Origin of the sequence: Rhodopila sp., from assembly GCF_965276935.1 — a bacterium.
Taxonomy (GTDB): Bacteria; Pseudomonadota; Alphaproteobacteria; order Acetobacterales; family Acetobacteraceae; genus Rhodopila.
This window is the reverse complement of record NZ_CBDIBS010000004.1, coordinates 2,321,167-2,334,644: the sequence shown is the minus strand read 5'-3', so window position 1 is coordinate 2,334,644 and position 13,478 is coordinate 2,321,167. Positions and strand designations below refer to the sequence as shown.

Annotated in this window: 12 protein-coding genes; 9 read left to right on the top strand and 3 right to left on the bottom strand. The window is 63.6% G+C overall.

Annotated elements, in window-relative coordinates; genetic code table 11:
- Nucleotides 1-237: 237 nt before the first annotated feature.
- Both ACQY4S_RS27155 and ACQY4S_RS27150 read left to right on the top strand, forming a co-directional pair.
- The gene (locus ACQY4S_RS27155) at nucleotides 238-2,046 is read left to right on the top strand and encodes an alkaline phosphatase family protein (protein WP_428488297.1); all 1,809 of its coding nucleotides are present in this window, start codon (nucleotides 238-240) and stop codon (nucleotides 2,044-2,046) included.
- Between the two features lie 271 nt (nucleotides 2,047-2,317).
- The gene (locus ACQY4S_RS27150) at nucleotides 2,318-3,427 is read left to right on the top strand and encodes an alkene reductase (RefSeq protein WP_428488296.1); all 1,110 of its coding nucleotides are present in this window, start codon (nucleotides 2,318-2,320) and stop codon (nucleotides 3,425-3,427) included.
- 131 nt (nucleotides 3,428-3,558) lie between these two features.
- Here ACQY4S_RS27150 and ACQY4S_RS27145 read toward each other — a convergent pair whose 3' ends face one another.
- On the bottom strand, nucleotides 3,559-4,056 hold the full coding sequence (locus ACQY4S_RS27145) for a winged helix-turn-helix transcriptional regulator (protein WP_428488295.1): 498 nt from the start codon (nucleotides 4,054-4,056) through the stop codon (nucleotides 3,559-3,561).
- Between the two features lie 92 nt (nucleotides 4,057-4,148).
- Here ACQY4S_RS27145 and ACQY4S_RS27140 point away from each other — a divergent pair, with 92 nt between their 5' ends.
- From ACQY4S_RS27140 to ACQY4S_RS27130, 3 genes are read left to right on the top strand one after another with little or no spacing between them, the layout of a single operon-like run.
- Nucleotides 4,149-4,970, top strand: coding sequence for an SDR family NAD(P)-dependent oxidoreductase (locus tag ACQY4S_RS27140; RefSeq protein ID WP_428488294.1), 822 nt, complete (start codon nucleotides 4,149-4,151; stop codon nucleotides 4,968-4,970).
- A 56-nt stretch (nucleotides 4,971-5,026) separates the two neighbouring features.
- Nucleotides 5,027-6,133: an HlyD family secretion protein gene (locus ACQY4S_RS27135; protein WP_428488293.1), complete on the top strand. Its 1,107-nt coding sequence runs from the start codon at nucleotides 5,027-5,029 to the stop codon at nucleotides 6,131-6,133.
- Nucleotides 6,130-7,683, top strand: coding sequence for a DHA2 family efflux MFS transporter permease subunit (locus tag ACQY4S_RS27130; protein WP_428488292.1), 1,554 nt, complete (start codon nucleotides 6,130-6,132; stop codon nucleotides 7,681-7,683). Before ACQY4S_RS27135 ends, ACQY4S_RS27130 begins: the two co-directional genes overlap by 4 nt.
- Before the next feature lie 133 nt (nucleotides 7,684-7,816).
- Here the strand turns inward: ACQY4S_RS27130 and ACQY4S_RS27125 are convergent, their stop codons facing one another.
- Nucleotides 7,817-8,452 (bottom strand): FMN-binding negative transcriptional regulator, encoded by a 636-nt coding sequence (locus ACQY4S_RS27125; protein WP_428488291.1) that lies wholly within the window; start codon nucleotides 8,450-8,452, stop codon nucleotides 7,817-7,819.
- Nucleotides 8,453-9,348: 896 nt separating this feature from the next.
- On the opposite strand from ACQY4S_RS27125, the gene ACQY4S_RS27120 reads away from it, so the two are divergent.
- The 4 genes from ACQY4S_RS27120 (at nucleotide 9,349) to ACQY4S_RS27105 (ending at nucleotide 11,881) form a co-directional block, all read left to right on the top strand.
- Nucleotides 9,349-9,954 (top strand): TIGR04255 family protein, encoded by a 606-nt coding sequence (locus tag ACQY4S_RS27120; RefSeq protein WP_428488290.1) that lies wholly within the window; start codon nucleotides 9,349-9,351, stop codon nucleotides 9,952-9,954.
- Nucleotides 9,955-9,971: 17 nt separating this feature from the next.
- A complete protein-coding gene (locus ACQY4S_RS27115; RefSeq protein ID WP_428483489.1) occupies nucleotides 9,972-10,781 on the top strand; it encodes an IS5 family transposase in 810 nt (269 codons plus the stop codon).
- Nucleotides 10,736-11,041 (top strand): TIGR04255 family protein, encoded by a 306-nt coding sequence (locus ACQY4S_RS27110; protein ID WP_428488289.1) that lies wholly within the window; start codon nucleotides 10,736-10,738, stop codon nucleotides 11,039-11,041. The genes ACQY4S_RS27115 and ACQY4S_RS27110 overlap by 46 nt, the downstream gene beginning before the upstream one ends.
- A 258-nt stretch (nucleotides 11,042-11,299) precedes the next feature.
- Nucleotides 11,300-11,881 (top strand): hypothetical protein, encoded by a 582-nt coding sequence (locus ACQY4S_RS27105; RefSeq protein WP_428488288.1) that lies wholly within the window; start codon nucleotides 11,300-11,302, stop codon nucleotides 11,879-11,881.
- Nucleotides 11,882-12,140: 259 nt separating this feature from the next.
- On the opposite strand, the gene ACQY4S_RS27100 is transcribed toward ACQY4S_RS27105, so the two are convergent.
- Nucleotides 12,141-13,370 carry an argininosuccinate synthase gene (locus ACQY4S_RS27100; protein ID WP_428488287.1) on the bottom strand — a complete coding sequence of 410 codons (1,230 nt, stop codon included), beginning with the start codon at nucleotides 13,368-13,370 and terminating at the stop codon, nucleotides 12,141-12,143.
- Between the last annotated feature and the right edge of the window lie 108 nt (nucleotides 13,371-13,478).

The window sequence follows — 13,478 nt, the reverse complement described above, 5'->3', positions numbered from 1 at the left end:
CATCACTGTGGGGTCGCATCGCGTGGCGCCCCAAGGACAGGAGCGGTTTGCCATCACGCCGCACCAGTCCACGTTGCACCAATTTGTCATGGTCAAGCGACCGAGCGCGCGAGGCAGCGTGTCCTGGCCGCCCGCCCCCAGCCTCGATGCGAAGATGGTACGGAACGAGCCGCACCATGGCGGGTTGAAGATGGAGCAACCTGACCGGAAAACGATCCCGCACCTGGAGAACCCTGCATGCGGCGCCTGATCGCGTTCCTGTTCGTCGCGCCGTGCCTGCTGGCGCCCGCGAGCGCGACGGAGCCCCACAACGTCCTGCTGTTCGTCGCCGACGGGCTGCGCGCCGGCATGGTCACCGAACAGAACGCCCCCACCATGGCGACGCTGCTGAAGCAGGGGGTGCGCTTCGCCAACAGCCATTCGGTGTTCCCGACGTCCACCATGCCGAACGCCGCGGCCATGGCGACAGGGCACATGCCGGGCGACACCGGCGCCTTCGGCAACACCATCCATGCCGGCTTCCCGGTGCCGAACGCGGGCGACAGCCCGACGCCGCTCCTGGCAAGCGGCCCGGTGCTGGGCGATCTCGACGCGCACTTCGCCGGCAACCACCTGAATGAGGCAACCATCCTGCGCGCGGCGGCGGAGGCCGGTATTTCCACCGCCTCGATCGGCAAGCCGGGGCCAAGCCTGATGTTCGATCACACCGAGCGAAGCGGCAAGCAGACGGTGATCGCGGACGACATGACCGGCCGAACCGGCGGCATTCCCATGTCGGCCGAGATGCTGGTCGCGCTGAAGCAAGCCGGTCTGGCGGCGCAGGCGCCGGCGCGGGGGGACAATGCCAAGGCCGGCGATTTCAGGACCCCCGGCACGCTGGTCGCCAATGTCGGGCAGCAGGCCTGGTTCGCCGACATCGCGACCAAGGCGGTGCTGCCAGTGTTCAAGGACCGGCACAAGCCGTTCGTCATGGTGTTCTGGTCGCGCGATCCGGGTGGGACGCAGCACAACCAGGGCGACTCGCTGCTGCGCCTGATCCCGGGGATCAACGGGCCGACGTCCTTGGCGGCGATCGGCAACGCCGACGATGATCTGGCCCGGCTGCTGACCGCGCTGAAGGCGCTGGGGCTGGATGCGACGACCGACGTGATCCTGGCGTCGGACCATGGGGGCTCGACGATCTCGAAGGAAAGCGCCACCAGCTTCGCCGCCACCCAGACCTACAAGGACGTGCCGCCGGCGCTGCTGCCGCCAGGCTTCGTGGCGATCGACCTGGCGCAGGGGCTGGCAATGAAGCTGTTCGATCCGGACGCGAAGCGCGAGGCGAAGGCGGTCCCATTGGCGCCGGCCAGCCATTCCGTACGGGCCAATGGCCTGATCGGCGACGATCCGGCGCATCCCCAGGTGGTGGTGGCGGCCAACGGCGGCTCCGACCTGATCTATCTGCCGGTGCCCGATCCGGCGCTTGCAGCACGCATCGTGCACATCCTGGCGGCGCAAGACTACACCAGCGGGCTGTTCGTCGATCAGCGGTTCGGCGCCATCCCTGGCACCCTGCCGCTGGCGGCGGTGGCGCTGGAGGGCACCGCGTTGACGCCGATGCCGGCCATCGCGGTAAACTTCCGCACGTTCTCGCTGGGTTGCGCGGACCCGACCACCTGTGGGGTGGAGGTCGCGGACACCGTCCTGCAGCAGGGCCAGGGCATACACGGCAGCTTCAGCCGAGCCGACACCAGGAACGTGATGGGAGCCATTGGTCCAGGGTTTCGGATGGCCTATGCCGACCCGATGCCAGCGAGCAACGCGGACATCGGCCGAACCATCGCCGCTCTGCTGGGCCTGACGATCAAGGCCAAGGGCGCCCTGCTCGGCCGGGCGCTGACCGAAGCCATGCCGAACGGCGCGATGGTCGGCTTCCGTCCGCTGACGCTGCGCTCGCCACCGGATGCGGCGGGGCGCATGACGGTGGTGAAGTACCAGGCGGTGGGGGCGACGCGATACTTCGACGCGGCCGGCTATCCGGGACGGACGCTCGGGCTACAGTGATCGCGCTGAATGCCGCGGCACCCTGGTTGCATAGATTGGCGGACGGCCTTTGTGCCGACTCGCGATAGATGGATCAGCTCGGCACTTCATATCGCGCAACGAAGGAAGTGACCCATCGACGGTGCCCCCTTGTCGTGGCAGGTGCATCGCAGCCGGTCAAGCTTCGGCATGCCGACGGGAACCGCGGCGCATGACAGGCGTCATTACCGGATGAACGCGGCCATGGCACCCGGCCAGTCGCCGTCCCGCCCAACCGCCGCCCGGAGAGATCATGGCAAGTGCCGACTTTTCCCCTCTGCTCGAGCCGTTTCAAGCCGGCGCCCTGGCGCTGGACAACCGCGTGGTGATGGCGCCGCTGACCCGCAGCCGGTCGAACCCGGAAGGCGTGCCGCCCAGCTTCGCGGCCGACTACTATGCCCAGCGTGCCTCCGCTGGTCTGGTTATCTCGGAGGCGACCAACATCTCCGCGCAAGCGCGCGGCTACGACTATACCCCCGGCATCTGGACGGACGCGCAGGTGGCATCCTGGCGGAGCGTTACGGACGCGGTGCATCGCGCCGGCGGCCTGATGCTGTTGCAGCTCTGGCATACCGGTCGACTGTCGCATCCGGACCTTCAGCCGGACAAGGCACTGCCAGTGTCCGCCTCCGCCATCAGGCCGCGCGGCCAGGCCTTCACAGCGGCGGGCATGAAGGACTACGTAACGCCGCGGGCGCTGGACGCCGACGAGATCGACGCCGTCGTCGAGGACTACCGCCACGCCACGCTGCAATCGCGCAAGGCCGGGTTTGACGGCGTCGAGATCCACTCGGCGAACAACTACCTGCTGGAACAGTTCGTGCGCGACAGCACCAACACCCGCACCGACCAGTACGGTGGATCGATCGCCAACCGGTTACGGTTTCCGCTAAAGGTGGTGCGGGCCGTGGTTTCGGCGTGGGAGCCAGGACGCGTTGGCATCCGGATATCGCCGGTCACGCCGCAGCCCGGCGGCGCGGCACTGGACAGCGACGTGATGGCGACCTACGGCGCCTATGTCTCGGCGTTGAGCGAGTTCGGCCTGGCGTATCTGCACCTGGTCGAGGGCACCACGATTGGGCCGCGCGACGTTCCCCAGGGGATTGACCTGCGGGCGCTGCGCCGGCGGTTCCGCGGTCCCTACATGGCCAACAACGGCTATACGGTGCAGGCGGGCGCCGCGGCGATCCGGCAGGGCAACGCCGACCTGATCAGCTTCGGGCGGATGTATTTGGCAAATCCGGACCTGGTCGCGCGCATCCGCCAGGGCGGCCCGTTCGCGCCCGAGGCGCCGAAGGACACCTGGTATGGCGGCGGCCGGGAGGGCTATGCCGACTGGCCGGCGTTGCCGAAGGCAGCCTGAGCAAGTTTGGAGTACGACAACCAGCGCGCCGCAGGGGGCGTCCAATCGCTTCCTCCATGCCTTGCGGCCGATCCGGCTTGCGGAAAAGCCGCGACCGAACGTGCAGATCGATCAAGATGAACTGGATAGAGCTAGCTTGCCCGGCCGGCCTCTCGCCTCGCGAGACGCTGATGCACCCGGCCGGTGGCCGCGGGTCCGGGCACGACCTTGAACGCCGGTTCCACCAGCGGTTTTCCGGAATGACGGTCAACCAGCACCGGTTCGGCCGGCGCTCCTGAAGCCGCGTCGACCAGCATCACACTGGCTCCCTCCGGCGCGAAGTGGCGGTTGCCAAAAGCCATGAGCGCGAACAATACGCCACGAAAGTCTCGGCCTCGCTCGGTCAGCAGATACTCGTCGCGCGGCGGCCGCTCGCTGTAGCGCCGCTTCTCAAGCATCCCCGCCTGCACCAGCGCGGACAGCCGGCGGCTCAGCATATTTGGTGCGATGCCCAGGCTCTGTTCGAACTCATCGAACCGCGTCAGCCCGGCAGACGCGTCACGCAGGATCAGCATGCTCCACCACTCGCCCACATGCTCCAGGCTGCGGGCGATCGGGCAGGTCATCGTGTTGAAGCGCTTGCGTTGCATGCCACCAACTTAGGGTCGCCACTTGCATTATGCAATCTAGTTGCTATTATCTTGCAAGCGACTATCAAAGGCCGCACCCACAGGAGCTTTCCATGACCAACCCCACCCAAGGCACGGCCCTCATCACCGGCGCTTCGTCCGGCATCGGCGCCGTCTACGCGGACCGGCTGGCCCGGCGCGGCCACGATCTTATTCTCGTTGCCCGTGACGTCGCCCGCCTCGAGGCTCTTGCCGCGGCTCTGCGCGAGCAGACTGGCCGGACCATCGACGTGCTCCCGGCCGACTTGGCCGACACGACCGAGCTCGCCCGCGTGCAGGACCGTCTGACTTCAGATCCCGCCATCACAATGCTGGTGAACAACGCCGGCGTCTCCCTCAACGGGAGCCTGCTGGAGAACGGGCCGGACGCGCTGCAGCGGCTGATCGCCGTCAACATCACCGCGCCCACGCTTCTGGCGCACGCCGCCGGGGTCGCCTTCGTCGAGCGCGGAGCCGGCACCATCGTCAACATCGCTTCGGTTCTGGCCATGGCGCCGGAGCTGCTCGACGGCGTTTACAGTGGCTCCAAGGCTTACCTGCTCAACCTTTCGATCGATCTTGCCGGGCGCGTTGGTGCCACCGGCGTCCGCGTGCAGGCTGTCTTGCCCGGCGCCACCCGTACCGAAATCTGGCAGCGCTCCGGCAAGGACGCCGACACTCTCATGCCCGGCAAGGTCATGGCGGTGGACGATCTGGTTGACGCCGCGCTGCTCGGCCTCGACCACGGCGAGACCGTCACCATCCCATCCTTGCACGACGAGGCACTGTGGACCGCCTACGACGCCGCCCGCCTCGCGCTGGCGCCGAACCTGTCGCATCGGGATGTCGCCCGGCGCTACCGAGCCGCCACCGGCCGCTCCACCCTGGCCGCCTGAGCATTTCCGCGTTGTCGAGCGGCCGGGCGAACGTGCCCCGGCCGAAGGAGGCCGCCGTGTCCCCCACTCTCCTCGAACGGGATCTTCGCCTTCCCCCGACCAGGACCCGCCGTCGTTTCGGGCTCAAGCGCCTTGGCCTGCTGGCAGGCGCCATGGCCATGCTGGCCGCTGGTGTCTGGTTCGGCCTGCAATGGTGGACGGACGGCCGCTTCATCGAGAGCACCGACGACGCCTATGTCGGCGGCAACCTGACGTCCATCGCGCCTCACGTTCCAGGGTTCGTGGCGTCCATTCCGGTCAGCGACCATCAGCTCGTCCAGGCCGGCCAGCTCCTGGTTCGGCTGGACGCCAGGGACTACCGGGCCGTCGTCGCCCACGCGCGGGCCGTCGTCGCTGCCGCCGATGCGACGATCGACAGCCTTCGGGCGCAGCTCATGTTGCAGCAATCGACGATCCAGGAGCAGGCGGCGAACCTCATGGCAAGAACCGCCCAGGCCAACTACACCGGGGCGGACGCCGAACGGTATCGCAGCCTTGCCACGACAGCGGCTGGCTCCCGGCAAGACCAGCAGCGCACCACATCGCTCGACGTCCAGGCCCATGCGGCCGTGCTCTCCGCCGCGGCTGCACTGCAGGGCGCCCGTCAGCGCCTGCCAGTGTTGCAGGCTCAGATCACTACAGTGGAGGCCGAAGCCGCCCAGGCCCGCGCCGATCTGGAGACCGCCCAACTCAACCTCGGTTACACCGAGATCCGCTCGCCAATCGACGGCTACGTCGGCAACCGCGCGGCCCAGGTCGGAGCCTACGTCGCCCAGGGTGGCTACCTGCTCTCCATCATCCCCGCCCACGGCCTCTGGGTCGACGCGAACTTCAAGGAGGACCAGCTCGCCGGGATCGCCCCCGGCCGTATCGCGAGCCTTGTCGCGGACGTGTTGCCCGGACACGACTTCCGCGGCCATGTCGTCAGCGTCTCGCCCGGTACCGGCGCCGTCTTCAGCGTCATTCCCCCCGAGAACGCGACGGGCAACTTCACCAAGATCGTGCAACGCGTCCCGGTCCGCATCGCTCTTGACGGCGCCGATGAGGAACTCGCCCTGCTGCGTCCCGGCCTGTCAACAACCGTCCGCGTCGATACGCGGGCGGAGCGGACGACGGCGCCATGAGCGACGCCACCCGTCCACCCTCGATCCTGCCCTTCGCGGTGATGTGCTGCGGCATGTTCATCGCGCTGCTCGACATCCAGATCGTCGCCTCCTCGCTGCAGGACATCGGTGGCGGGCTGTCGGCCGCGCAGGACGAGATCAGTTGGGTGCAGACGGCCTACCTGATCGCGGAGATCGTCATGATCCCGCTGTCCGGCTGGCTCACCCGCGTATTCTCGACACGCTGGCTGTTCACCGCCTCGGCCGCCGGGTTCACCGTCGCCAGCATGCTCTGCGGCCTGGCCTGGAACATCCAGAGCATGATCGTCTTCCGTGGCCTTCAGGGCCTGCTCGGCGCCTCGATGATCCCGACCGTGTTCACCTCTTCCTTCCACTATTTCCAGGGCTCGCGCCGGGTCTATTCGGCTGCCGTTGTCGGCGGCATCGCGTCCATCGCGCCGACCTTGGGCCCGGTGATCGGCGGCTACATCACCGATAGCCTCGACTGGCACTGGCTGTTCTACGTGAACCTACTCCCCGGCGCCGCGATCGCCCTCGCGATCCCCTTCCTGGTCCGCATCGACGAGCCCGACATCAAGCTGCTGCGCGGGGCCGACTACCTCGGCATCGGGCTCATGGCGCTGGGCCTCGGCACGCTTGAATACGTGCTTGAGGAAGGCACGCGCTGGAACTGGTTCAGCGACGCCAAGATCAGGGACTCCGCCTGGGTCGCCGGCGCCGCGCTCGGGGCGTTCGTGGTGCGAAGCCTGATGGTCGCGAACCCCGTGGTCGACCTGCGCGCGCTGAGCAACCGCAACTTCGCCCTCGGCTGCCTGCTCTCCTTCATCACCGGTATCGGCATCTTCACGACGATCTATCTCACGCCGCTGTTCCTGGGATACGTCAGGGGCTACAGCGCCTGGCAGACCGGCGTCGCCGTGTTCTCGACCGGGGTTGCCACCCTGGTGGGGACGCCTTGCTACATCCTCCTGGCCCGCCGCTTCGACCCGCGCTGGCTTATGATGTTCGGCCTGGCCTGCTTCGGTGTCGCCATGTGGCGCTTCAGCTTCATCACCTCGAGCTGGAGCGGTGCCGAGCTGCTGGTCCCGCAACTCCTGCGCGGCTTCCCGCAGGTCTTCGCGGTGGCGCCGAGCGTCAATCTTGGTCTTGGCAGCCTGCCCCCCGAGCGGCTGAAATATGCCAGTGGCCTGTTCAACATGATGCGCAACCTAGGCGGCGCCGTCGGCATCGCCGTGAGCGCCGCGATCATCAACGACCAGACGAACGCGCATTTCCAGACGATCGCCGCCAACCTTACCCCTGCGAACGGTGCGATGACCCGCACGCTGCACGCGATCGCGGACCGGTACGCCGTCCTTCCGGCCGGGCCCGCGGCCGCCGACCAGGCGGCACTCCACCGCCTGTGGGGCCTGGCTTACCGCGAGGCGTCGACCTTGGCCTACGCCGACGCCTTCCGGGCCGTCATGGTGGCCTTCATCGTCGCAACATTGCTGGTGCCGCTTATGCGCAAGGTCATCGCGCCAAAGGCAGCCTCGGCGGCCGGCCACTGACCCCGATCGCCGTGCAGGCGTGCGGGCCTGTCGTTCATGTCGGAGCGGAGATTGGCTACGACACAGCGATGCTTGCGGAATCTGTCGATCCAGCAGGTCAGGTTATTGCCGTCGAGTATGACGTAGACCTGAATTACGACACTGGCGCAACGGCCTGTAGCACGGCGTCCGCCAGATCGTCCTGACCGTCGCGCCGCAGCCCGTCGACCACACCGGCCTGGTCGGCGGCGGGACGGTTCTGGCTCATTTTCACCTTGCCCTCCAGCCGAGTGATCGGCAGCGCGATCCCGACGATGCCGCGCAGCATGCCCTGGATGAAATCGCCGGGCGCGTCGGACACGGCCCACGGCTCGGTGCGTGGTGCTTCATGATTGACGGTCAGCCGCGTCACCACTTCCAGCAGACGGGCCGGATCGTCGAAGACTTCCAGCGTGCCGTAGGCGTGGATGGCGACGTAGTTCCAGGTCGGCACGACCTTTCCGTGTTCCTGCTTGGCCGCATAGTAGGATGGGGTGATGTAGCCGTCCGGCCCGTGGAAGATCACCAGCGTCTGCACGCTCGGGTTGGCGATGCGGACGTGCGGATTGGCGCGGGCGAGATGCCCGATCAGGGTGCCGTAGGGCGCCGGGTCCGGGTCCAGCATCAGCGGCGCATGGCTGGCGAATAGGCCGTCCGCTGTCATCGAGACCAGGGTGGCGGGGCCAGCGGAACGGATCGCGGCGTGCAGAACGTCGACGCGGTCTTCCTTGTGGTGGGCGGGAATGTACACGGCGGACGGCTCCTGTGGGTGAGGTAAGCAAGGTTGGGGCGCTGGCCCAAGCCCCGCCAAGGGGCGACGCCCCTTGGAACCACGACTTTTCTCGGGATGCTGGAGAGAGGGGGACGACGAAGTCGATACCGATATTATGCGGCACAAACACCAAGAACGCTTAAACCGCCGATAACCGTTGACGTGATAGATAAAGGGCAACCCGCAAACGAAGCCTTCGTGACCGATCTCGTTCTCGCTATCCTTCTCAAATGTCGTGCGGAGATAGTCGCCAAAGCGCAGTCTGCCAATCATCAACTCCATGCACCGATCGTCAGTCTGGCGCACCTAAACTCCCACCGCTGAACAGTTTAATCTAGCTCGGCGGTCTGGACTCTAGTCCCTCGGTAGGAAGCGTGGGAAACTGACAAAGTCGGTCCTAACCGTTTTGCGGGCTTTCCAAGGAGCCAACGTCACTTCGTGAGATTGTGGGCGATATGATGGCGGTTCACGACGAAGACCCTTTTGACAGCCGACATCCACGCGGATGGTGGAGCGAATGTGGGTTTTGATGATGCGGCAGCAGAAGCCTGAAATTGTTGTTAATGGTTAGATCAGATCCGCGGCAGTTTTGGCGGGTCGTCAGTTGCGTTCCTAATATGTTCTTGACAGAACTTCGTTATCAATTTATTGATAACCAAGTACTGCGATATCAGAGACGAACTGGATGGTGCGTGAGGTGGCGCTTGACGGTGCAGTTGGTTGGGAGATAAAATGATAAAAGAGATTCTATCAGGTTACTTGTGGTTACACGGAATGAGTCAGGGTGACGGAACTTGTTTTTGCCGTGCCCTCCACCATGTCCGAGGTTACCTGAAGGTAATTTTGCCTGCGAGGAGGGCTAGCGTGGCCTTAACATGAGCGGGACTCTAGAGGACCTATTTCCTGCGTCGCCTCGCGTATTTTACCGCAAGGCCCCCTTGCTCCAGGTCGTCTGTCAGGTTCGTTTCCCACCCCTACTCAGGGTTGAATCCGAACTTCCGGCCGCTTTCCAGGAAAAAATACGATCGGTCTTTCCGTTGTTTGAACGCCTGTCGACGCCGGTGTTGCCGTTTGGCGTTCCGCCGGAACTACTTCAATCGCTGGCTGTACCAGGGATAACCTCAAGGTACGTGTTCCTGACCGAGGATCGGTGTTCCACAGTTGGGTTGGCCAGCGACTCGCTCACAATCGACACAAAAACATATCGGACTTGGGAGGAGTTCCAAACGCATGTTCGGCTGGCTTACGAAGCGCTTACGTCAATCTATCAGCCAAACTTTCTATCACGCGTTGGTTTGAGGTATCAGGATTTTCTGGACAGAGAGAAAATTGGGATACCTAACAAGGCGTGGTCTAGCTTGCTTCGTACCGAAATATTGGGCGAGCTTGCAAATGAGAGCATCGAGAGGCACGTACAAGGCGTGAGCAGAACGGTACGCGTCGTCATGCCTAGAGCCTGTTATGGACCTGCGGCGGAGTAATCACCAAGTTTGCAGGCATGAGCACCGTCCGCAAGCCCTACCCGTCTGATGTAACTGATGAAGAATGGGTTTTGGTTGCGCCGTACCTGACCTTGCTGGCGGAGGATGCCGGACAACGGGCCCATCCGCTACGGGAAGTGTTCAACGGCCTGCGATACATCATCAAGACCGGCGCGCAATGGCGCTGGATGCCAAATGACCTGCCGCCCTGGGCAGCGGTCTACCAGCAGGCGCAGCGGTGGTTGGCAGCGGGCTGTTTCGAGGCGCTGGTTGACGATTTGCGGGCGGTGCTCCGCCACGCCTTGGGCCGCTCAGCAGAGCCAAGCGCCGTCATTCTCGACAGCCGTACCCTGCGGTCCTCGCCGGAAAGCGGGCAGCGTGCGGGCTATGACGGTGCCAAGCGCAAAAAGGGCTCGAAGCTGCATCTGGCGGTCGATACGCTGGGCAGTCTGCTGGCACTGCACGTCACTGCGGCTGATGTCGACGAGCGGGTTGAGGTCGGCCGACTGACCCGGACGGTGCAGGCCGTGAGTGACAACAACGTCGAGGTTGCGTTCGCCGATCAGGGCTACAATGGTCCCAACGCCGCCGCGGCCGCCGAAGCCAACGGTATCGAACTGGTTGTGGTCAAGTTGCCGGAAGCCAAAAAGGGTTTTGTCTTGCTACCGCGTCGCTGGGTGGTCGAGCGGTCGTTCGCTTGGATGACCCGCTTTCGGCGCCTGGTCAGGGATTATGAACGATATGCCAGTACTCTGGCAGGATTTCACCTCATTGCATTTGTATGCCTCATGCTCAAACGCGTCGCTTCACTGGCGGTAGGTTCATAACAGCCTCTAGTTCTGGGGAAGTGATGCTATTACAGCATGGGATCGGAAAGGCGCAGGGGTCTGCCCATGATGGTTACGTGATTGACTTCGACTTCGCTGCAGAAAGAAGGATGGAGATAGATGATGCCGAGTCCACTCTCAATCAACTTCACAGAGGAGCGGGCAAAGCCTTTCGATGGTGCATCACCAATGAGTTGCACAACGCCCTCGACCCTGTCAGTTTGGATGAAGATTTTTCCGGGGAACGAGACCGTAGGTAACTTTGGCCAGACTATTGGGGACCTCTCGGAGCCTGCGGTACTGCGAATATTTTCATGCTACGTCATTGGTCATCTGAATAATTCCTCTCTCAAAGAGGCTAGCGAGTGGCTTCTCGACCTATACAAATGGCAGAGGGACCAGGATAAGCGTGAGCTAATGATCAACCATGAAGTCGCTCCCAAACTGATCTCCATCTCTGGATATTCAAAGATAGAGAGCGAACCTTTCACATTCGAAGGCTAATTTAGGAGCCCCACGTGAGCGCTTCGGATAAGGCGGACGAAACGGGCACTTATTCAGCCGCCGGTATATCAAATGAGATACGGCAGGCTGAGATTATGTCTAATGTCGCTCGGCAAATATATACGTTTCGCGACGACAATAGCGCTGCAGTAATTGAAATTTACTATCCATACGTTATTGTATTGTCGCAGGATTGTGACCTTTTACGTGATTATGAAGAACGGGCCAATAGAAGATCTAGTGCAGTAAATGGCATTTTGCTTTATGAAGCCAGACCCGCCGCAGAGATGAAGCAGATTATTCCTCCTGGCCGCGATGTATGGAAGGCAGTGATCCAAAACAATCATGAACGATACCATTACTTGGAAGAAATACCGTCTCGTAGTGACCAGAGTGCGACAGGTATTCCAGACTTGATTGTTGATTTTCGTCGCTTTTTTACCTTGTCTCCACAGGAGATATACCGACAGATTGAAATGGCCTCAATGAAGCGACGTTGTATGCTACTTCCACCATACAAGGAACATCTTCAAACAAGAGCGGCATTCTATTTTCAACGCGTTACGCTTCCTTCACCCCACCAGACGCCAGGCTAGTTGGTTCAGACGTTCATCTCTGCGTATATGCCAATCCTGCGCCCGTCTAACCTTGTGCGCCAGCACCGCGCTTGTCGTCATTGTGTGGTGCGTCCCATCAGCCATACGCAAGTTATTTTCCTTCCAAGCCATCTCGTCCGCGTAGGCGCCAACTACCTGCCGCTGATGTAGCTGATGCTGCCTGATCTCAGTTTGGCAAAGGCGATAGTTCCAGGGGGCCTCACCCCGGGACTGAGTTTGGGGCAGCGCCCCAACCTTGCTACAACGCCCCACCGCGCCGGCCCGCCATGGCACCCAGCCGCAGCCGCAGTGCGTTCAGCTTGATGAACCCCTGGGCGTCGACCTGATCATAGGCGCCCTGGTCATCCTCGAACGTGACCACCTTCATCGAGTACAGGCTGTTCGGGCTTTCCCGCCCGATGCAGGTGACGTTGCCCTTGTACAGCTTCAGCCGTACTTGACCGGAGACGCTGTGCTGGCTGGTGTCGATCAGCGCCTGCAGCATGCGCCGCTCCGGGCTGAACCAGAAGCCGTTGTAGATCAGTTCCGCATAGCGCGGCATCAGGCTGTCCTTCAGGTGCGCCGCCTCCCGGTCGAGCGTGATGCTCTCGATCGCCCGGTGCGCCGCCAGTAGGATAGTGCCGCCCGGGGTTTCATACACGCCGCGCGACTTCATGCCGACGAAGCGGTTCTCCACCATATCCAGCCGGCCAATGCCATTGGCTCGGCCCAGCACGTTGAGCCGGGTCAACAGGGCAGCGGGCGAGAGGGTTTCGCCGTCGATCGCCACCGGGTCGCCGTTGGTGAAATCCATGCTGATGACGGTCGGCTGGTCCGGCGCGTCCTCCGGCCGGATGGTGCGCTGGTAGACGATCTCGTCGGCTTCCTGGGCCGGATCTTCCAGGATCTTGCCCTCGGAGGACGAGTGCAGCAGGTTGGCATCGACGCTGAACGGGGCGTCGCCGCGCTTGTCCTTGGCGATGGGGATCTGGTGCGCCTCGGCGAACTCCAGCAGCCGGGTGCGGCTGGTCAGGTCCCACTCGCGCCACGGGGCGATGATCTTGATGTCGGGCTTCAGCGCGTAATAGGATAGCTCGAACCGCACCTGGTCGTTGCCCTTGCCGGTCGCGCCATGCGCCACCGCGTCGGCGCCGACCTGTTCGGCGATCTCGATCTGCCGCTGCGCGATCAGCGGGCGGGCGATCGAGGTGCCGAGGAGGTATTGGCCCTCATACAGCGTGTTGGCGCGAAACATCGGGAAGACGAAGTCGCGCACGAAGGTTTCCCGCAGATCGTCGACGAAGATCTGCTTGACGCCGAACATCTCGGCCTTGCGGCGGGCGGGTTCGAGTTCCTCGCCCTGGCCAAGGTCGGCCGTGAAGGTGACGACCTCGCAGCCATAGGTGGTCTGCAGCCATTTCAGGATGACGCTGGTGTCCAGCCCGCCGGAATAGGCGAGAACGACCTTTTTCACATCCTTAACGGCCATGGCGCGGGCAACCCCTGGTGTTCAGCGGCGGATTAGCGCCGCGGGCAAGGATCGCGCAAGGGACGGCAGACCGGCGAAGCGGCGCGTGGTGGCGGACAGACCATGGGT